Raw genomic sequence first — 20,135 nt, 5'->3', positions numbered from 1 at the left:
TGTACGCCGGCCTCCTTCCCCGGCGGATATCTTGAATCAGACCGAGACCCCGAGGGGAATCCCCTTCGATTCAATCAGATGGGCTGACGCTCTAGGGCGCGTCCCCATAAGCGGGATTCCCATGGCCTCGCGTCTTTGATTCAACCTCCGAAAGGAGGAGGTATCGATGCGCCGTCACGAACTGACCGACCGGGAATGGGCGATCATCCAGCCGCTGCTGCCGCAGAAGTCGCGGGACGTGCCGCGGGTGGACGACCGCCGTGTGATCAACGGCATCCTCTGGAGGTGCCGGGCGGGAACGCCCTGGCGGGACGTGCCCGAGCGCTACGGCCCGCGGACCACGCTCTACAACCGTTTCACTCGATGGCGCGCGGCCGGGGTCTGGGATCGCATTCTGGAAGCGATCTCAGAGGCCTATGACGGCGACATCGTGATGATCGACAGCTCCTGCGTCCGCGTGCACCAGCACGGGGCCGCGGGAAAAAGGGGGGTGACGACCATGGCTGCATGGGACATTCCCGCGGCGGCCTGACCACCAAGATCCATGCGCTGGTCGATGCCGAGGGCCGCCCCATCCGCCTGAAGCTGACGCCCGGCCAGGCGGGCGACGCGCCGGTGAGAACAGCGTTCGTCGCCGATCTGGACCCCGGCGCGACCCTGATCGCCGACCGCGCCTACGACACCAACCCGATCCGCGAGGGCGCGGCGGCCCGCGGCGTTTGGGCGAACATCCCGCCCCGCGTGATCCGCAAGGACGCTTTCAGCTTCAGTCCGTGGGTCTATCGCCAGCGCAATCTGGTCGAGCGCTTCTTCAACCGCATCAAACAGTTCCGCGGTCTTGCCACCCGATACGACCGGCGCGCCGACAATTACCTCGCCGCCCTCAAGCTCGCCGCCATCCGCTTCTGGATCGCCAGCATATGAGTCCGCGCCCTAGAGCAGCACCAGCCCGGCCAGTCCGAGGAAGCTGAAGAAACCCACCACGTCGGTCACCGTGGTCACGAAGGTGCCGGAGGCCAGCGCCGGGTCGGCCCCGGCCTTGTCCAGCGCGATGGGAATGAGGATGCCGGCGAGACCCGCCGCCACCATGTTGATCACCATCGCCGCCGCGATCACGCCGGCCAGCAGCGCGTCGCCGTACCAGACCACCTCCACCACCGCGACCAGCAGCGCGAAGATCAGCCCGTTGGACAGCCCCACCACCGCCTCTCTGGTCACCAGCCGGCGCATGTTGGACGCGGTGAGGTCGCGGGTGGCCAGCGCGCGCACCGCCACCGCCAGCGTCTGGGTCGCGGCGTTGCCGCCCATCGAGGCCACGATCGGCATCAGCACCGCCAGCGCCACGATCTGCTGAATGGTGGCGTCGAACTGCGAGATCACCATGCTCGCCAGAACCGCGGTCGCCAGGTTCACCACCAGCCACGGGAAGCGCAGCTTGGTGATCTCCAGCACCTTGTCCGACAGGGACTCGTCGCCGACGCCCGACAGGCGCTTGAGGTCCTCGTCGGCCTCCTCGTCCAGCGCCTCCATCGCGTCCTCCATGTGGATGACGCCCAGAAGCCGGCCGCTGTCGTCGACCACCGGCGCGCTGGCCATGTGATACTGGTTGAAGCCGTAGGCCACGTCCTCCTGCGGCTCCAGCACCTCGATGATCTCCATCAGGTCGCGCTGAAGCTCATCCAGGCGCCGGTCGCGGCCCGCGCCCATGATCCGGCTCAGCGGCGCGAGCCCCACGGGCTTCATCGCCGCGTCCACCAGCACCACGTCGTGGAACTGGTCGGGCAGATCGTCGTCGGCGCGCATGTGGTCGATCATCTGGCCCACGGTCCAGAACGGGGGCGCGGCCACGAAATCGCGGCGCATCATGCGGCCGGCGGTGTATTCGGGATATTGCAGGGATTGCTCGACCGCGATGCGCTCGACCGGCTCCAGCGCCTCCAGCACCCGGCCCTGCTGATCCTCGTCCAGGTCCTCGACCAGGTAGACCACGTCGTCGGCGTCCAGCTCGCGCACCGCGGCGGCGAGGTGGGCCGGCTCCATCGCCGCGAGCACGTCGTCGCGGACGTCGTCCTCAAGCTCCGACAGGATCTCGGGGTCGAGATCGGAGCCGAGCATGCGCACCACGGTGTCGCGGGTGTCGTGGTCGAGCTGCTCGAAAAGGTCGGCGACGTCGGCGGCGTGCAGAGGCGCCAGCGCGGCGTCGAGCGCGGCGCGGTCCTGGGTCTCGGCGGCCTCGGTGGCGGCGGTCACGACATTGGGGTCGAGCTCCCACTCGTCGTCGCGCGTCTCGGGCTCGCTCGTCTCGGGTTCGGGGGTCTCGGGCTTGGGGGTCTCGGGCTCGGGGGTCTCGGCGTCGGCCCCGGCGACCGCCGCCCTGTCGGCGGCGTGCGGGTCGTCCTCGGCGTCGGGCTTGCGGTCGGGGCCGGCGTCGGTCATGGGCGAGCCTCGCGTGTGCTGAGAGGGCCTGATTTCGAGGCATGTAACCCGCAACCGTGCGAATTTGAAAGCGCCGCTCCCTGAAGTTCGCAAGGAATTCGACGGGTTTCCGGGGCGCGCGCGCGCATGTCGCGCGGAGCGTCGGGGAGGGCGGCCGGGCAAAGGCGCGGTTGACAGCACCCGCTCGCGCCCCCGTGATGGGCGCGTGGGGGGCCGCCGGGGCGACGCCGCTTGGCGGAGGCGTGACGGGAGGCGAGAGTGAGGCAAGTGCGCAACGGCGTCGCGCGCGCGGCGGCGGGCGACGGAAGCAACGGCGGAATGGTCGGCGGAACCGGCAACGGAACGGGCGGCGGAACCGGCGGCGGCGGCGCGCAGGGCGCGACGGGACCAGGCCGCGGCGACCGGCCGAACGGGCCCGCGGGCCTGCGTGCGCAGGCCGTGGCGGCGCATCGCGCCGGCCGGCTGGAGGAGGCGTTCGCGCTTTACCGCGCGCATCTGGCCCGGACGCCCGGCGACGCCCATGCCTGGACCAATCTCGGCGCGCTGCTGCGCCGGCAGGGCCGGCATGACGCCGCCGCCCTGTGCCAGCGGCGGGCCCATGCGCTGGCCCCGGACGACCTGGCGATTCTCGGCAACCTGGGCAACGCCCTGCATGATTCCGATGCGCTGGACGAGGCGCTGGAGGTCCGCCGCCGGCTGGTCGCGGCCCGGCCCGAGGCCGCCGAGACCCACGCCATGCTGGCCGCCACCCTGCGCGGCCTGGGCCGCGGGCGGGAGGGCGCGGCGGCCGCCGCGGCGGGGCTGGCGCGGCATCCCGGCGACGGCGAATTGCGGGTGCAGCGGGCGCTGTCGCTGCTCTCGGCCCATGACTGGGCGGCGGGGTTCGAGGCCTTCGCCGCGCGCTGGGAGACCGGCGAACTGGTGCGCGCCGCCTGCCCCGTGCCCGAATGGCGGGGCGAGGACCCGGCGGGCAGGCGCATCCTGGTGCTGCCCGAACAGGGCTTCGGCGACGCGCTGCTGATGACGCGGTTCCTGCCCGTTCTGGCGGCGCGCGGGGCGGAGGTGTTCCTTGCCGCCAAGCCCGCCCTGACCCGGTTGTTCGACGGGCTGCCCGGCGTGACCCGGCTGCTGAGCACCGGCGATCCCTGGCCGGACGCGGATTTCTCCGCCCACATGATGGACCTGCCCCGCTGGCTGGGCGTGCCCGAGACCGGCCCGCCCCGCAGCCCGCCGCTGCGCATCCCCGACCGCAGCAAGGCGCGGGCGGCGCGGCTGACCGCGCCCTTCGCGGAACGCTTCCGGGTGGGGGTGTGCTGGTCGGGCTCGGTCACGTATCGGGCCAATTTCAAGCGCAGTTTCGGGCCCGAGCGATTCCTGCCGCTGGCCGGGATACCGGATGTTCAGCTGTTCAGCCTCTACAAGGGGCCGCTGCTGGAGGCGTTCCGCGCCGACGCCGCCAGCGCGCTGATCGTCGACGCGGCGGGCGGGGATCGCGATTTCGCCGACGCGGCGGCGACGATCCTGGAGATGGACCTGGTGATCACCATGGACACGGCGGTGGCGCATCTGGCGGGGGTGCTGGGCAAGCCGGTCTGGAACCTGCTGGCCTTCGCGCCCTTCTGGCTCTACGGCCCGGAGGAGACGACGACGCCATGGCACCCCTCGATGCGGCTGATCCGGCAGGCGCGGCCCGGCGACTGGGACGGCGTCTTCGCCGCCGTCGCCGCGGGGCTGGAGGCCGAGACGGCGCAATGGCGGGAGGCGCGGCGATGACGATACGTCAGGCGGAGCGGAGGCTGGCGGTGAAGGTCGAGATCTCTCCGGGCGAGCTGATCGACAAGATCACCATCCTGGAGATCAAGGCCCGGCGGCTGACCGATCCGGGGCAGAAGTTCAACGTGTCGACCGAGCTTGAGGCGCTGACCACCGCCCGCGACAAGGCCCTGCCCGCGACCGAGGCGCTGGACGACCTCACCGACCGGCTGCGCGAGGTCAACGAGGACCTCTGGGCGGTGGAGGAGGATCTGCGCGGCTGCGAGGCCTCGGGCGATTTCGGGCCGGGTTTCGTGGCGCTGGCGCGGACGGTCTACCAGCTCAATGACGGGCGGGCGGCGCTGAAGCGGCGGATCAACCTGCTGCTCGGCTCGCGGTTGATGGAAGAGAAGTCGCACCCCCGGACCTGACCCCCCCTGCGCGGGAGACGGTCCGGCCCTCGCGCCTGCGGCGCATCGGCCCCGCCCGCACTCCCCGAGCCTCCCGGCCGACATACCCCCCGGCCCCCACCGCGCATGGGCTTCCGCTCAGGCATCTGGGCGATGCGGGGTCGCGTCCGTGTGGGTGCGGGCGCGGATCAGCGCGTTCTCCAGCTCCTCGGCGAGGTCGGCGCGCTCCTCGGGGCTGAGGAAGGCGCCGAGCTCGATCTCCCGCCCCGCGCCTTTCAGGGTCAGATAGTTCTCGGGCCGCCCGTCAGGGCGCAGGGTCAGGCGCACCCAGTAGGGATTGGCCTGCCAGGTCCTGACCCCGCCCCCGGGCTCCCGGCGCACGACCTCCACCAGGTCGGGCCAGAGGCGGAGTTCCTCATGCAGGCTCAGGTCGCGGGCGTTGCGGCGCAGGAAGAAGCCCAGCGCGCCCAGGGTCAGCACCAGGAAGGGCGCCAGCCCCAGCCCCACCGCCGTGCCCAGCAGCGGGATCAGCGGCACGCAGAGCATCGCCCCCGTGAACCCCATCACCACCGCGAAGCCGCGCGGGCTCAGCGCCTGGTGGGGCCACAGCGTCACCGCGTAGAGCGGCGGCTCGGAACGGGAAACGGCCGGGGATCGCGCCCCGGCCGTCTCGATCGCGCTCATCCGTTCAAGGCCCGCATCAGTGATGGGGGTTCTTGTCCCACATGTCCGGAGTCGGCAGCGTCTCGAACGTGTGGGCCGGCGGCGGGTTGGGAAGGGTCCATTCCAGGGTGTCGGAATGCTCGCCCCAATAGGCCTTTTCGGTGACCTTCTCGCCCTTCGTGACCGTCACGTAGACGATGTAGAAGAACAGCAGGAACGACGCGCCCGAGAGGAAGGCGCCGTAGGACGACACCTCGTTCCACAGCGAGAACTGCTCGGGGTAGTCGATGTAGCGCCGCGGCATGCCCTGACGGCCCAGGAAGTGCTGCGGGAAGAAGGTGATGTTGGCGCCGATGAACATCATCCAGAAGTGGATCTTGCCCAGCGTCTCCGGGTACTGGCGGCCGGTCATCTTGGCCATCCAGTAGTAGACGCCCGCGAAGATGCAGAACACCGCGCCGAGCGACATCACGTAGTGGAAGTGAGCCACCACATAGTAGGTGTCATGGTAGGCGCGGTCGACGCCGGCCTGGCTCAGCACCACGCCGGTCACGCCGCCGACGGTGAACAGGAAGATGAAGCCCATGGCCCACAGCATCGGGGTCTTGAAGCTGATCGACCCGCCCCACATCGTGGCGATCCACGAGAAGATCTTGATGCCGGTCGGCACCGCGATCACCATCGTGGCCAGCATGAAATAGGCCTGCTGGGTGTGCGACATGCCCACCGTGTACATGTGGTGCGCCCACACGACGAAGCCCAGCACGCCGATGCCGATCATCGCGTAGACCATGCCCAGATAGCCGAAGACCGGCTTCTTGGAGAAGGTCGAGATGACATGGGACACGATGCCGAAGCCCGGCACGATGATCATGTAGACCTCGGGGTGCCCGAAGAACCACAGCAGGTGCTGGTAGAGGATCGGGTCGCCGCCGCCGGCCGGGTCGAAGAAGGTCGTCCCGAAGTTGCGGTCGGTCAGCAGCATGGTGATGGCGCCGGCCAGCACGGGCAGCGACAGCAGGATCAGGAAGGCGGTCACGAAGATCGACCAGGCGAACAGCGGCGCCTTGTGCAGGGTCATCCCCGGCGCGCGCATGTTCAGGAAGGTCGTGATCATGTTGATCGCGCCGAGGATCGACGAGGCGCCCGACACGTGGACCGCGAAGATCGCGAGATCCATCGAATAGCCGCCTTCGCGCACCGACAGGGGCGCGTAGAGCACCCAGCCGACGCCGGAGCCAAGTTGCTGGTCCCCGCCCGGCGACACCACCGACAGCACCGCGAGCGCCGAGCCCGCGAAATACATCCAGTAGCTGAGGTTGTTCATGCGCGGGAACGCCATGTCCGGCGCGCCGATCATCAGCGGCATGAAGTAGTTGCCGAAGCCGCCGAACAGCGCCGGAATCACCACGAAGAACATCATCAGGATGCCATGCGCGGTGATCATCACGTTCCACAGATGGCCGTTCGGCGTGATGCCGTCTTCCATCAGCATGTACTGCACGCCGGGCTCCATGAGCTCCAGCCGCATATACATCGTGAAGGCGACCGAGATCAGGCCGAGCACCGCGGAGGTGATCAAGTACAGGATCCCGATGTCCTTGTGGTTGGTCGAAAGGAACCACCGGGTGAAGAACCCCGGATGGTGGTCGTCATGCGCGTGAGCCGCTGCATCCGCCATGTCTGCACTCCTGCCGCGTAGCCCGAGGAGCGCGCGAAAGCCGCGCTCCGGCCGGTCCGGGGGTCCCACCCCGGGTGGTCTCTCGGCGGACGTCGCCGCCCCCCTTCATGGCGATACGATGGCGAGACGCCCTCGGATCAACCTCTGGCCGGAACCCATAGCCCCGGAAGCCTCGGCGGACCATAGGCAATTCGCCCCAGTGGTCCACGCGGCGAATTGCCGGCGCCGATCGGGTTTCGTCGCATTCGTTTACCCGAATTCATCGGAATCGGCCAGCGGCGACGCGCGTTTCGGCCGGCTCGGCCGCTCCGACGCCGCCTCGCGCCCGCCCGGCCCCCTCCGGAACCCCGCAAAACCGCCCGCCCCGCGACGATCGGCGCGCCCCTCCGGCGGCGCGCGGGCCCTGCGGGCGAGGGCCGGTCCGACTTTGGCGCGGCTCTGGCGCGAGAGGTTGTTTCACGCTTCGGAACGGCATCGCGGGCGTTCGGGCCGTGTCAGCCTGCGCCCGAGTCACCCGACGCGGCCGCGGACGCCGGGAGCGCCCGGTTCGGCAAGCGCGCGATGAGCACGGGCGCACCTGCCTTTTCGGGGGGCTCCCTTATCGGCGGGCGCGCGGCCGGGGGCGGGTCAGCCCTCTCCCGCCGCCTCTCCCGCCACCTCGCGCGCCACATCCCCGGGCCGGGGACCGGAAACGCCGGCATCCTCGCCGAACACCTCCTCGAAGGCCGCGCGCAGGGCCATGTCCAGCTCCGGCATCGTCGTGGTCAGGCCCAGATCCGCGAAGCTGGTCACCCCATGGGCCGAGATCCCGCAGGGCACGATTCCCGAGAAATGGTCCAGCTCCGGCTCCAGGTTGATCGAGACCCCATGAAAGCTCACCCAGCCGCGCAGGCGCAGGCCGATGGCGGCGATCTTGTCCTCGGCCGGCGCGCCGTCCGGCTGCGGCGGCTTGTCGGGCCGGACCACCCAGACGCCCACCCGATCGGGACGGGTCTCCCCCTGGATGTTGAAGGCGGCGAGGGTGCGAATCACCCATTGCTCCAGCTTCGTCACGAACACCCGCACGTCCCGCCCCCGCCGGTTGAGGTCGAGCATGGCGTAGGCCACCCGCTGCCCCGGCCCGTGATAGGTGTATTCGCCGCCGCGCCGGGCCTCGAACACCGGGAAGCGGTTCGGGTCCACCAGGTCCTCGGGCTTGGCCGAGGTGCCGGCGGTGTAGAGCGGCGGGTGCTCCAGCAGCCAGATCAGCTCGTCGGCCTCCCCGGCGCGAATGGCGGCCACCCGCGCCTCCATGGCGGCGAGCGCCTCGGGGAAGGCGACGGGAGCGTCGGCGATGCGCCATTCGGTCATGATCGGCTCCGGGCGGAGTGGGGCGGCGGCGGCGGGCGCGGCCCGCCCGACCGATATGGCCCGCGCGCGCCGGAGGGACAAGCGCGGGCCGGGCCGGCCAGCGCGGGGATGCGCCTGACGCAGGGTCCGACCGGGCCGCGCGCCGCGCCGGCGAACAAGTTGCGCCTCCGCATGCGAATTCGGCGCGGGAGGGCTTCACAAGCCCCGCGCCCGGTGCTAGTCACGCGCCGCCTGATGGAGCCGCGGTCGTGGCGGAATTGGTAGACGCGCAGCGTTGAGGTCGCTGTGGGGTAACTCCCGTGGAAGTTCGAGTCTTCTCGACCGCACCATCAGGCAGGCTTATATTTTTGGATCATAAGCCGAATTCGCGATACTGCAGTCCTGACGCCTACACGCTGACTCCACAGCCGGGGCCGTCATGGGACTGCAGATCGACCTCCTCCATATTCGCATCGCGGCCCGCTCGGGACATTTCGTCTATCGGAGGCGAATTCCCGAACCGATGAGATCGATTCTCGGCGGACGTCGTGAGTTCACCCGGGTCATCGGCACCACCCAGGCCGAAGCTCTGGCGAATTACGCCGAGGTTCACGCCTACGCCGAATCCCTAATCCGCGGTCATCGCCGCCTCCGCGCCCTTCCGGAACCGCCTCCCGTTCAGGTGTTCGCCGCATCTCCTCGGCCACGACCGACCGCGACGTCTCATCAGGAACCTCCGGCCCCCTCGTCTCCGACCTTGTGCGAGGCGTTCGAGTTCTACCTTGAGGAACGCCGGAAGCAGGACCCGACCGAGCGGCATCAGCAGGAACTGGCCATCGCCCGGGTCCGCACCATCGCCCTGAAGGTGCTGAAAAACGATCGACCGCTCACCGAGATCAAACGGCAGGACGCCCGCGCCATCCGCGACCATATGCTGGGCACCGGGGTGAAACCGATCACGGTGAAACGTCGCCTTTCCGACCTGTCCGCCGTGTTCCGTCTGATGGCGCTGGAGCACGACCTGGACCCGCGCTCCCCCTTCACCGGCCTGTCCATGCCCCAGGACGACGAGGGCCTGAGCCGCCGCCAGCTTCGCCTGCCCCTGTCGGACGCGGTCATCAACGCGATGTATGACCGACTGGCCACCGCGCGAAGGCCGGAGTTCCTGCAGGTCTGGACCCTGCTCCACCACACCGGAGCGCGTCTGTCGGAGATCGCCGGGCTGGAAGCCTCGGACCTTCGCCTGAATGATGACGTCCCTCACGTCCTGATCGAACCGAAGCCTTGGCGACGGTTGAAGAACGCGTGGAGCGAGCGGCGGGTTCCCCTGGTCGGCAAGGGCCTGGAGGTCGCCCACGCCCTACCCCGCACCACCCGCCTCCTGTTTCCCCGATATGCCGAAGCCCGAGGCCCAGACAGCCTGAGCCAGGCCCTGATGAAGCACCTCAAGGAGGTCCGGGAGAACAACCGTCAAACCGTTCACAGCCTGCGCCACAGCCTCAAGGACGGCCTGCGCAACACCGGCGCACCGAACGACCTGCAGAACGCGATCCTGGGCCACGAACTCAGCCGTGGGGTGGACGGGGCCTATGGTTCGGGGTTCTCGTTGGATCGCCTGCGGGACGCGCTGAGACCGGCGCTGGAGGCCTGATATCGCTTAGCCGACGATGGCTTCGAGGACTCGAACACACCAAGAGCGACGGAGGACCTTCGCCATCGCGGTGAAGACCGCGGGTCGTCCCCGACGCAGCCTCCAACGTGCCACCAGTCCGATCCTGCCGCGCTAAATACAGATATAGATCACTCACGTCGGATCTCCCGCCTCTGGATAACTCTGCTCCCGCTGGGACCGCTCGCGGTGACCGCAGGGATCGCCTGCTATGCAATGCTTCATCAAACCGCCCTGCTGGCCGGGCTGGATGCAGGCTTCGCCTATCAGCGGTGCATGACGGAGATCGAGAAACGCATCCGTGCTGGTGATCTCGCGAGCTTCGACGCGCCGTTTTTTCGATATGACCCCCACGGGCTGAGTGGGGTGCGGGTGATGATCGAGATCGAGCACCCAGACGGGAGCGGATCGACTTTCTATTCCGGGTGCAAATTCCGAGATTCCGTGACCGACGTCGAACCCAACGGCGACGCCTCGCAGGACCCTCAGGACGAGGACTTCCGCTCCAAGTAAGTCTCAACCAGAAACGTGGCGACCGCGCCCGCGGTGTTGACGGCGAGACTGGCATGACGAGGGGAGGGCCGGACTGGGAGCTTACCGCCTCGACCATGCGAATCCGACAAACGGTTACGTAGCGTGCCAATCCCGTTAACCAAGTTCATCGCACCGCCGAGGATCGCCTTGATCGGCTCCTCCGAGTGCTGGTTCGGGGCCAGATTCAACACGGTCGCGGCGTTCGCGTAGAGCTTCGGCAAATCGTCTTTGTCGGAGTATCCCTGCCCGGTCTCGTCAAGAATTCGTTTGGTCACGGTCTCCAACAGGGTGCGGGCCACGGTGATCGCGCCCTCTGGGTCGGTCATTCGACGCTCCAGAGCCTTGGTCCAGACCACATGGACTCCCGCGGAATCGAACGATCCCAGAACCTCGGAAGTTCCCTTGTCGCCAGGCATGGCGCTCGCGCCGCCAAGGTGATCGAGCAGCGGCCTGAAGGCGAGACTGATGATCTCCCGACGTTCCGCATACGATCCCGCCTCGCGCTTTATGTAGGGCCAGAATGCATCGAGGTTGTGATAGGTCCGCACGAACATCGGGAGCCGGTCGCGGATCGCTGGATCGGCCATGAACTCCCGACGAAGATGCTGATAGATACGGCTGTCGGCTGTTCCTCCAGTTGCCCTGGCGATGAGCACGCCCTCCATCATCACTACCTTTTCGAAGGTCGTCTCGGGGATGTCGGCCAGGTCGTTCAATTCGGTTTACCCCGATGGAGTCGGGACCGGGCCGAATGCGGCAACGGAGGTCGGCAACGCCTTCAGGGCGACATCGCCGCGACATTCCGTCTTGCGGGCGGACCAGGTCGGAACGTGTTTGCGATATGGCGATCAGCTTAACATGAGCGGCGTGTCATGTTAAAGAAATCCAACTTTTCGAACACGTGGCCTTTGACATGTTAGCACCGACCTACACGCTCCCTGATCTCCCTCCTGGTGTGGACCTGGAGACGGTGCCGGTGCTGAAGGCGCTGGCGGCGGCGAATAGAGCGCTTGCCGAACTCAAAGGGCGCGCAGCTTCGATCCCGAACCAAGGAATTCTGATCGACACCCTGGCCTTGCAGGAGGCCAAGGCGAGTTCCGAGATCGAGAACATCGTCACCACCCAGGACGAGCTTTTTCAGTCCGAGCTTCTTCTCGAAGGCCCGGATTCACCCGCGGCGAAGGAGGTGGCCCTCTACCGGGATGCCCTGAAGCTCGGCCATGACCGCTTAATCGAGACCGATGGCCTGATACTGAATCGAACGCTGATCGAGATGTTTCAGCTTCTGAAGCGGCATCAGGGTGGCTTCCGAACCACCCCTGGAACGACGCTGCGCAATGAAGCGACGGGCGAAGCGGTCTATGTCCCACCACAGGAGGCCGGTCGGATCGAAGCCCACATGGCGGCGCTGGAGAGCTTCATCAACGACGATGCCGCCTGCAATCTCGACCCTCTGATCAAGATGACGCTAATCCACCACCAGTTCGAGAGCATTCACCCGTTCCCTGACGGGAATGGCAGGATCGGCAGAATCCTGAACGTGCTCTATCTGAACCGCACCGGCCTTCTGGAAATTCCGATCCTCTACCTGAGCCGCTATATCACCGAGACCAAAGTCGACTACTATCGACTGCTCCAACACGTGCGTGACCATGGGGAATGGGAGCCATGGGTCCTGTATATGCTCGAAGCTGTGGCCCAGACCGCGCGAACTACGCTGGCTCTGGTCGAGGGCGTCAGGTCGCAGATGGCAGAAATGAAGCGTTTGATCCGGACGGAGCGCCCAAAGCTCTACTCCCAAGACTTGCTAAATAACCTGTTCCGGCACCCCTACACGAAGATTGAGTTCGTGGTTGCCGACCTCGACGTAACCCGTCAAACCGCGGCGAGGTATCTGGACTCGCTGGCGGAGACAGGTGTGCTGGCGAAGCACCAAGCGGGGCGGAGCAACTACTACATCAACGTGAATCTGGTCCGGCTCTTCCTGGAGGTTTCAGGTGGGCGATAAAAGTCAAATGAATCAAGTAACACCCCACTCCAGACGGGCCAGACGGAGCTAAATAATGAATTGTTATTTCCCAGGATGCACAGCGCAAGGGACCACAAAAGAGCATGTCCCTCCGAAGTCATTTTTCCCAAAGGGAGAGCGCGATCAACTCCTCACCGTTAAATCATGCGAGAAACACAACAACCAGAAATCTAAGGATGATATTTACGTCCTTGCGCAGATTTGTATGAATGCGTCCCCAAGCAATCGAGCAAGGGAAGTTTACCAAACCCGGATTGCGCCGCAGCTTAGTTTTAAAAGAAATGCATTAAAAAGGCGCATTTCGAAAGGCAAAAAACGGCTTCCGGATGGCACATTTAAATATCGGGTTGAAAGCAGACGCCTTGATTGCTTCTTTGACCACCTATGCTACGGACTTATAAATAGCTCGACCGATATGACACTTCCGGAGTATTTTAGTTTGTCCCATATATACCACAACCTACTCAGTAACGCTGACTCCTCAGAACTCATGTTCCAGAACGCACTCAAAGCGTTCTACTCAAAGCAGCCGCCTGAAATATTAGATTTTGGAACACCGAATTTAAATAATGAAAGAATTTATGCTGTTCGCATATTTGGTGTCCCAAATTTCCAGTCAAGCATTACCATTACGCACAAATTTTTCGGCAAGTTTGAAGTCACTTCCATGCTCACCCGGATCACGACATCAATCCCAGTGACCGAAGCTGGGTGACTAGGACGCGTCCCCATAAACGGGATTCCCATGACCTCGCATCTTTGATTCAACCTCCGAAAGAAGGAGGTATCGATGCGCCGTCACGAACTGACCGACCGGGAATGGGCGATCATCCAGCCGCTGCTGCCGCAGAAGTCGCGGGGCGTGCCGCGGGTGGACGATCGGCGGGTGATCAACGGCATCCTCTGGAGGTTCCGCGCAGGCACGCCCTGGCGCGACGTGCCCGAGCGCTATGGCCCGCGCACCACGCTCTACAACCGTTTCACCCGATGGCGCGCGGCCGGGGTCTGGGACCGCATTCTGGAAGCGATCTCAGAGGCCTATGACGGCGATATCGTGATGATCGACAGCTCCTGCGTCCGGGTCCACCAGCACAGGGCCGCGGGAAAAAGGGGGGCCCGGACGACGGCGGGCATGGCTGCATGGGACATTCCCGCGGGGGGCTGACGACGAAGATCCATGCGCTGGTCGATGCCGAGGGCCGCCCCATCCGCCTCACCCTCACGCCCGGCCAGGCCGGCGACGCGCCGGTCGGGACGGAGTTCGTGGCCGATCTCGCAGAAGGCGCGACCCTGATCGCCGACCGCGCCTACGACACCAACCCGATCCGCGACGGCGCGGCGGCCCGCGGCGTCTGGGCCAACATCCCGCCCCGCGTGATCCGAAAGCAGGCCTTCAGCTTCAGTCCGTGGGTCTATCGCCAGCGCAATCTGGTCGAGCGGTTCTTCAACCGCATCAAACAGTTCCGCGGCCTCGCCACCCGATACGACCGGCGCGCCGACAATTACCTCACCGCTCTCAAACTCGCCGCAATCCGCTTCTGGATCGCGAAGATATGAGTCCGCGCCCTAGGCTCCAGTGCAATTGAATCCCCAAGGGCTTTCCTGGTGGCGCATCACGGTGCGGTGAGGACGCCGCCATTCGGCCACGCTCTAGTTGGATTGGTTGGATGCGGATTATGCCCGATACAGATATGATGGCCGCGGCATGTTGTCGGGCCGTTCGCCCGGTGCACGCGCGACGCAGTGCGCATTCAACGTCCGCAAAATGAGTGATCGTGCATCAATAATCCGCGGGATCGTTGTCCCAATCATTATTATCTGCATCGAAATCTTCGTCAAATTCTTCGATCTCAAACTCGAAATCATCATTGAAGTCCAGTCGAACCGCTTGGGTCCTCCGATTCTCCCGGTGCCTGCTGCGAAGAAACTCGGCGAGCGAAAGAGGTGCGCTATCCAAGTCGAGGAAAGCAACGTTCCTATCGATTAGTGGTGCGAAGAATGGATCGGCGCGAACGATGCCTGCCGTCGCCGCAGGAATACACCTGGTGCGACATGCTTCGTAAGTGAATAGCCACATCCCCCCCCTCAACGCATCGGTCGCTATAAAGCGATTCCAATGTGTGTAGTCAGGTTCGCCATTGATCACCCCACGCCTAAATCCTTCGGCCGCCAGGATGGCAACCATTGCGTTCTCCACAGAACAAATCTCTGGAAATTCACTCAATTTTAGTGAAAGATTCAGCTTGATGGCCAAGTATATCAGCCATATGACCTCACCCGTCCTATCTTGTTCAATCAGCGTTCCAATATAGCCCGAAATGAACCTAGAGACTCTGTCCGGCAACACATCTCTACCGGTCAGGTGTCGCTGCACATGGGTCTCGACGAAAAAATCGATCAAGGTCGGGTTCGACCGATACGAGTTAAAAAGATGATCTTGGACTCTCTTCCACTCTTCTGCCGTTGTAAAGGCGCGCCGTCTGCTACGAAGTGCAAATTTCTCAATGTTTATATCTGGGCGTCGCTCGGATATGATGTTGATCCTGTAGAAGTATTCGGAGAACGCGTCCGCAGAAGAATCCCCACTGGTGAAGCTTGCGCGCACATACTGCTTCCACCCCGTAGCAAGACGCTCCGAGGTAGACCTGATGGAGGTCTTTCGGGGATTCAGGTCGAGTTCAAATTCAGAAACTGCACGGCGAAGACTTGAGATGACCCTTTCCCCAGACGCCCCACCTTCAATCCCGATGGTGTAGTCATCAATATACCGAGATGCAGTTGGATTTCTCTGGCCCAATTTGACTTTCAGCGATGCGTCAATTGCCGATGATACCACCTCAGCTAGCAGCCTTGACGTATCTGGGCCGACCGGCAAGCCAATTGTCTGGCCGTCCTGCGAATTCCTGCAATAAAGGTCAATAACATTTCCGAAATGAGCAGGTCCTCGATTATTTTTCGCGAAATTTTTTCCATATATAACCCACGGAATTGCGTGCGTGTATATGGAATGAAAGAATGATTGAATGTCGGCTTCGACGAAGCCATCCAGTCGTGCCGACAATTCCACGCGAAAGTCATCCCTTAAGTCGACGCTGGGGCGAACTAGAGCCCTTTGTCCAGACCAGTCGAAAATTAGTGGAGAACTAGAGATACCGGATTTCCGGGATTCGGATCGCAGTTGGACAAAATGATCCGAGATGGTTTTGGCGATAGCGAGATAGGATACCGGGTTTATTACACCGTGCCGCCTATCCTCCCTCCCATATCGCGGGAAATGAAACCAAGCTGGCTCCGATGTAAATTTTCTTATTCCCAGCGGCCTATTGTTGTGAGTCGGAACTTGTGAAATCTTCGTCCAAATGGATTCACGCCAACGTGCAAGGTCCTCCGACTTGAAGCAAGGCGGCAATTCGGGCGCAAAGTATCCATGGGAGATCAAGCGGCGGAAGCGGGCGGTTTTCGTTTTCGCCGTCATGCGCTCATTCGCGAATGTGTCTATTTGCTCGGTGCTGCGTGCATTTTCATATTAGCTTCTGGATAGATTGATCGAAAGGTTTGGAGCTTTCAAGTTGGTAGACTGGTCGCCCTCGGGGCTCCCTTCCCCGAAGAATTGAATTATGCGACCTCAGAAACGGTCGTTTTCGATAATCAAAACGAAGCCCATCGGGCACCCCCGTCAGCGAACTCAATCCATTCTCAAAATATACTCTCAAAACTCACCATCGATCCTGGTATAATCAGTTGAGTTTCAAGAATCGATGGAGTGGCCATGCTGGTAGGTTACGCGCGGATTTCTACTCGGGAACAGTCGATGGACGGTCAGTTGGATTCTCTTCACCAGGCTGGTTGCGACAAGGTCTTCACCGAGGTCGCGTCGGGTGCACGGGAGGATCGTCCGGTTCTACGGGAGGCCCTGGAATATGCCCGCCCCGGGGATGTGCTGGTCTGCTTTAAGCTGGACCGGGTGGCGCGCTCCCTACCGCATTTGACCAATCTGGTTGCTGACCTGGACCATCGCCAGATCGGATTGCGGAGTCTGACCGAGGAGATCGACACTTCCACTCCCGGTGGACGGCTCGTGTTCCACGTGTTCGGTGCCATCGCGCAGTTCGAACGAGACCTGATCCGTGAACGCACCCGGGTCGGGCTGGACGCCGCCAGGAAGCGGGGGCGCACCGGCGGTCGCCCCAAGTCGATGACCCCGGCAAAGCTGGATGCTGCGCGAAGACTGATCCAATCCGGCACCCCGGTTCGGGAGATTGCGGATTCCCTCGGGGTGTCGGTTCCCACGGTGTATCGTCACCTGGCCAGTTGAGTGGCTACTTCTTCCGTGCCAGTCACAACACCCGCCCCCCCCACGATGGCCCACCGGAGGGATATTCGGAGACCAGATGGAAGAAATAAGCGATCCAGAGAATGCATCTTTCTTATTTCTCCCATCTGAGAACTCAAAAAATTTTACTGGCCCATGGTCCAAAAGCTAAATATCATCTTAATTTCAGTCACTTAACATGGACCAAGCATGGACCATCGGGAGAGAAGGGTGGTCCAGAGTTGGACCACTCATTGCCGTTTTGGACCACCACGGCGGTCCATCTACTGGACAGACTTAAGGTGTGTGTTTCTTATTGCCCGATTAGTATTCTCCCGTAACTTCATTAGTTTCTCCGACCCCCTGAGCGGAGATACCGGTTGCAGTTCTCCTTCCGGCGGGACCGTCTCGAATTCCCCGGGTTTGAAGCGGACGAAACCCCAGGGCCGTTGACCGCAGGGAATACGGTGGCGGAGTTTTTTCGAGATCAGTCCCGCGGAACTGAGTTCTGTCAGCTTGCGAAGGAAATGGTTCTTGGTTCGCTGACCTGGCATCATGTCACCATCATCAGCAGCACGGCGGAACTGATCGAAAAGCCATTCGGTCGATGCGAATGTTCCGACCGGCCAGATCTTCAGTCCTTCCTCGGAGTCCAGCCACGCTTCCACCGGATCGAGGTTCGACCCGATCATTTCCAACTTGATGTCGGTCATCAGCGCATGTGAGATCAACGCATCATCGATTTCAATCATATGAAGGAGTGTCAAACGGCACGCAATCAGGACCCCCTATCGGCGTGCAAAAAGGACCCCTCTGATGAGCATGGCGGCTGACCTGCCGGATCGACGCGGAGCCGTAGGCGGAGCGTCGATCCGGCAGGTGGGGGCGTGTTTGGATCTGCGTCCTGGGTCAGGCTCGGTTCTTGAAGCGCCAGCTCTCGTTGCCGGTCTCGACGATGTCGCAATGGTGGGTGAACCGGTCGAGGAGGGCGGTGGTCATCTTGGCGTCGCCGAAGACGGTGGGCCATTCGCCGAAGGCGAGGTTCGTGGTCACGATGACTGAGGTGCGCTCGTAGAGTCTGCTCACGAGGTGGAAGAGCAGCCGCCCGCCAGACTGGGCGAAGGGGAGATAGCCGAGCTCGTCGAACACAACGAAGTCCAGACGGCACAGGTGGTCGGCGATGCGGATGCCGGCGGAGAGTATCGAGACCTTCGTTGCAAAAACCTTAACCGAACGCCTCGGCGATGCCGACCGGCTCGCCGCCGACCTGCTTCAGGCTGGCGCGAAGCCCTCGACCATCGCCGCCGCGCTCGACCGCGCGAAGGCCATCGCCGCAAGCGCTGCGGATCGGATCGGCCCCTTGCTCGACCTCATCCATCGCATCGACCCGGGCGACGCGATCATCACCATCACGATCAGCGCCAAAACACTCATCCGCCCCATGGCGAGCGATGCCCAGATCGAACCGATTCGGATCGAGGCGCCGCTGCGCATCCGCCAGGCCGGATGCGCCAAGCCCATCGTCATCGGCCTCGATCGCCGCGAGCGGAAGCCGGATGCGGACCTCATCGCGATGGTCGCCGACGCGCGCCGATGGGCGAAGGAGCTGCTCTCCGGCGCCGCCGCCTCGGTTGGCGAGATCGAGCGGCGCGAGGGCGCGCGCAAGGGAACGGTCAGCCGGATTCTGCCGCTGGCTTTCCTGGCGCCGGACCTCGCCGAGGCGATCCTGAACGGCCGCCAGCCCGAGACGCTGACCGCCGGCTCATTGCGCCGGCTGCCTGAGATCCCGCTCGACTGGACCGAGCAGCACCAAGTCCTGGGCTTCGATCATCGTCCGAATTGACCGGACCGCCAGCGCAACGCCTCTCTCAAGACCTCACCCGAAACGCGCCCGCAGAGCAAACGCCCCCGCGAGGGGCGTTTCCGCTCCGATGTCCGTGCTCTGGTGAGGTTCCGGAGCCGCCATACGCGCCCAACCCACGGAAATCACGCGGACTTCCGATACGGCACAGCTACCACGGTTTGTCAGGGGGGAGCGTGGTGGTGGTCGCAGTCGCCTGCGAACCCTGCTCCGCCTCCAAGAACAGGGGGTTTACAGGGAAATCCATACGATTTGAGAGAGCGCACGACGAACTCACCGTCAAATTCGTCGTGATGACAATGACTTGCGAGCAAATTCCCTGCCGCTCGAAACAGGGAAGCCAAACTGGTCGAACAGGGATCTTTCAGGGCTGGATCAGGGAAACGAAGCGCAAGAACAGGGAGCTGCCGCATGGAGCCTGTGAGCGCATTGACGACGAACGCGGGTCGCCACGGATCCCGGCCTACGGCTCGACCAGCGCGAGTGCCATGGCGTATCCGTCTTCCCGAAACAGCGCCTGGTCGCCGGCGCCCTGCGCGCCATCGTCGCTGGACAGATGCAAAGAGAGGTCGCCGAACAGCGGCCTTTTTAGCTTCCGCCCCGATGCATTGACGACGTCGTTGCTCGGATCATACTCGGAGAGAAGATGACATGCGGGACGAGCAACATGATCGACGACGAACCGAAGCTCGTCACCTCGAGCAACAGCCAGAGGGTCATCGTCGACGGATACACGTTCACGATCGAGATCTACCGGCTTGAGACTGACAAGACCTGGACTCTGGAAGTCGTCGACGGCGAAGGCGTCAGCCATGTCTGGGACGATCCGTTCTCTTCCGACAAGGACGCCTGGACAGCGGCGCTGCAGGAAATCGAAGCCGGCGGCCCCCTCGCCTTCATGAGGGGTCACAACGTCATTCCGTTACGCAAGCCGTGAGACCGGGTGCGGCCGCAACAGCGCATGCGGGTGGATCGGCCCCCAACAGGAGCCCTGCCAAATCGTGCGCAATCCGTCGGAAACGATATGCTGAGCGAACATCGGACGGGATGCCGACCAGCGCTGTTCGGAACCCTGCCCGATCCGAGAATAACGTTCTCGACGGCTTGAGCGCTGACTGGCAGGGGTCATGGTTCGGGCCCCGTCCACACTTCTCCCCGCCATGGAAATCGTTGCGAAACACTCCACCTATCGGCGACCCGATTTACGGAGGGACCGAGCACCGCAGTCGGCAACCATTTCGAGATCCGGCGCCAACTGTTCTTCCGCAGGCTCGAAAACCGCCCAGGTTGGATGCCTTTTCAGGCTGGAGCGACGTGCTCGTGCCCTGAAGGCTGGCGCCACGCCGCCCGCGGGCGCCTCCTCCCTAGAGCGGACTCCTACCAGTCTGGATCGTATCCGCATGCGCTGAAGCAGTTGGCGCATTCGGCGGGGGTGTAGGCGTCTGCGATGCGGCCGATG

General features: G+C 63.8%; 17 protein-coding genes, 1 tRNA gene and 2 pseudogenes. 13 read left to right on the top strand and 7 right to left on the bottom strand.

The window, feature by feature from the left end; translation table 11 throughout:
* Positions 1–166: 166 nt before the first annotated feature.
* A protein-coding gene (locus BLV24_RS21095) for an IS5 family transposase (RefSeq protein WP_092685616.1) occupies positions 167–924 on the top strand; the annotation gives its coding sequence in 2 pieces (ribosomal slippage) (positions 167–476 and positions 476–924; 759 coding nt in all).
* A gap of 9 nt (positions 925–933) precedes the next feature.
* On the opposite strand, the gene mgtE is transcribed toward BLV24_RS21095, so the two are convergent.
* Complete coding sequence (gene mgtE, locus BLV24_RS21090) at positions 934–2,436, bottom strand: magnesium transporter (RefSeq protein WP_143040402.1); 1,503 nt, start codon at positions 2,434–2,436, stop codon at positions 934–936.
* Between the two features lie 318 nt (positions 2,437–2,754).
* Between mgtE and BLV24_RS21085 the strand changes: the two genes are divergently transcribed.
* Both BLV24_RS21085 and BLV24_RS21080 read left to right on the top strand, forming a co-directional pair.
* Positions 2,755–4,209 carry a hypothetical protein gene (locus tag BLV24_RS21085; protein WP_143040401.1) on the top strand — a complete coding sequence of 485 codons (1,455 nt, stop codon included), beginning with the start codon at positions 2,755–2,757 and terminating at the stop codon, positions 4,207–4,209.
* Positions 4,206–4,619 (top strand): DUF6165 family protein, encoded by a 414-nt coding sequence (locus tag BLV24_RS21080; RefSeq protein WP_218133489.1) that lies wholly within the window; start codon positions 4,206–4,208, stop codon positions 4,617–4,619. The genes BLV24_RS21085 and BLV24_RS21080 overlap by 4 nt, the downstream gene beginning before the upstream one ends.
* A gap of 117 nt (positions 4,620–4,736) precedes the next feature.
* Here BLV24_RS21080 and BLV24_RS21075 read toward each other — a convergent pair whose 3' ends face one another.
* The 3 genes from BLV24_RS21075 to lipB form a co-directional block, all read right to left on the bottom strand.
* Entirely contained in the window at positions 4,737–5,282 is a 546-nt protein-coding gene (locus BLV24_RS21075) for a DUF2244 domain-containing protein (protein WP_092685612.1), read from the bottom strand.
* Between the two features lie 16 nt (positions 5,283–5,298).
* Positions 5,299–6,942, bottom strand: coding sequence for a cytochrome c oxidase subunit I (ctaD, locus tag BLV24_RS21070; RefSeq protein ID WP_092685610.1), 1,644 nt, complete (start codon positions 6,940–6,942; stop codon positions 5,299–5,301).
* 627 nt (positions 6,943–7,569) lie between these two features.
* Positions 7,570–8,292 carry a lipoyl(octanoyl) transferase LipB gene (lipB, locus tag BLV24_RS21065; protein WP_092685608.1) on the bottom strand — a complete coding sequence of 241 codons (723 nt, stop codon included), beginning with the start codon at positions 8,290–8,292 and terminating at the stop codon, positions 7,570–7,572.
* 242 nt (positions 8,293–8,534) lie between these two features.
* Here lipB and BLV24_RS21060 point away from each other — a divergent pair.
* The 3 genes from BLV24_RS21060 (at position 8,535) to BLV24_RS21050 (ending at position 10,453) form a co-directional block, all read left to right on the top strand.
* A tRNA-Leu gene (locus BLV24_RS21060) sits at positions 8,535–8,621 on the top strand.
* A gap of 89 nt (positions 8,622–8,710) precedes the next feature.
* Entirely contained in the window at positions 8,711–9,922 is a 1,212-nt protein-coding gene (locus BLV24_RS21055; protein ID WP_092685606.1) for a tyrosine-type recombinase/integrase, read from the top strand.
* Positions 9,923–10,129: 207 nt separating this feature from the next.
* Positions 10,130–10,453 carry a hypothetical protein gene (locus tag BLV24_RS21050; RefSeq protein WP_176954874.1) on the top strand — a complete coding sequence of 108 codons (324 nt, stop codon included), beginning with the start codon at positions 10,130–10,132 and terminating at the stop codon, positions 10,451–10,453.
* On the opposite strand, the gene BLV24_RS21045 is transcribed toward BLV24_RS21050, so the two are convergent.
* Positions 10,426–11,190 carry an abortive infection family protein gene (locus tag BLV24_RS21045; protein WP_092685602.1) on the bottom strand — a complete coding sequence of 255 codons (765 nt, stop codon included), beginning with the start codon at positions 11,188–11,190 and terminating at the stop codon, positions 10,426–10,428. The two genes, BLV24_RS21050 and BLV24_RS21045, sit on opposite strands and share 28 nt — an antisense overlap.
* A 260-nt stretch (positions 11,191–11,450) precedes the next feature.
* Between BLV24_RS21045 and BLV24_RS21040 the strand changes: the two genes are divergently transcribed.
* The 3 genes and pseudogenes from BLV24_RS21040 to BLV24_RS21030 all read left to right on the top strand — a co-directional run bounded on the left by BLV24_RS21040 (position 11,451) and on the right by BLV24_RS21030 (position 14,073).
* Positions 11,451–12,482, top strand: a complete 1,032-nt coding sequence (locus BLV24_RS21040; RefSeq protein ID WP_245710701.1) for a Fic family protein — start codon at positions 11,451–11,453, stop codon at positions 12,480–12,482.
* A gap of 55 nt (positions 12,483–12,537) precedes the next feature.
* Entirely contained in the window at positions 12,538–13,218 is a 681-nt protein-coding gene (locus tag BLV24_RS21035; RefSeq protein WP_092685598.1) for a hypothetical protein, read from the top strand.
* 75 nt (positions 13,219–13,293) lie between these two features.
* Positions 13,294–14,073, top strand: a pseudogene (locus BLV24_RS21030) (IS5 family transposase).
* A gap of 210 nt (positions 14,074–14,283) precedes the next feature.
* Here BLV24_RS21030 and BLV24_RS21025 read toward each other — a convergent pair.
* Positions 14,284–15,570, bottom strand: coding sequence for an RNA-directed DNA polymerase (locus BLV24_RS21025; protein WP_176954873.1), 1,287 nt, complete (start codon positions 15,568–15,570; stop codon positions 14,284–14,286).
* Positions 15,571–16,272: 702 nt separating this feature from the next.
* Here BLV24_RS21025 and BLV24_RS21020 point away from each other — a divergent pair.
* Both BLV24_RS21020 and BLV24_RS21825 read left to right on the top strand, forming a co-directional pair.
* Entirely contained in the window at positions 16,273–16,818 is a 546-nt protein-coding gene (locus BLV24_RS21020) for a recombinase family protein (protein ID WP_092685592.1), read from the top strand.
* A gap of 377 nt (positions 16,819–17,195) precedes the next feature.
* Positions 17,196–17,540, top strand: a complete 345-nt coding sequence (locus BLV24_RS21825) for a hypothetical protein (protein WP_143040400.1) — start codon at positions 17,196–17,198, stop codon at positions 17,538–17,540.
* A gap of 184 nt (positions 17,541–17,724) precedes the next feature.
* Here the strand turns inward: BLV24_RS21825 and BLV24_RS21015 are convergent.
* Positions 17,725–18,000 (bottom strand): annotated as a pseudogene (locus BLV24_RS21015) (ATP-binding protein); the annotation flags it as partial.
* Between BLV24_RS21015 and BLV24_RS21010 the strand changes: the two are divergent.
* Both BLV24_RS21010 and BLV24_RS21005 read left to right on the top strand, forming a co-directional pair.
* Positions 17,996–18,658 carry a hypothetical protein gene (locus BLV24_RS21010; RefSeq protein WP_092685590.1) on the top strand — a complete coding sequence of 221 codons (663 nt, stop codon included), beginning with the start codon at positions 17,996–17,998 and terminating at the stop codon, positions 18,656–18,658. The pseudogene BLV24_RS21015 and the gene BLV24_RS21010 sit on opposite strands and share 5 nt — an antisense overlap.
* A gap of 685 nt (positions 18,659–19,343) precedes the next feature.
* Positions 19,344–19,613 carry a hypothetical protein gene (locus tag BLV24_RS21005; RefSeq protein ID WP_092685617.1) on the top strand — a complete coding sequence of 90 codons (270 nt, stop codon included), beginning with the start codon at positions 19,344–19,346 and terminating at the stop codon, positions 19,611–19,613.
* Positions 19,614–20,135 lie beyond the last annotated feature (522 nt).

The sequence above is a fragment of the Albimonas donghaensis genome (genome assembly GCF_900106695.1).
In the GTDB taxonomy this organism is placed as follows: domain Bacteria; phylum Pseudomonadota; class Alphaproteobacteria; order Rhodobacterales; family Rhodobacteraceae; genus Albimonas; species Albimonas donghaensis.
The sequence above is the reverse complement of the archived record's forward strand: the minus strand, read 5'-3'. Positions and strand labels throughout refer to the sequence as shown.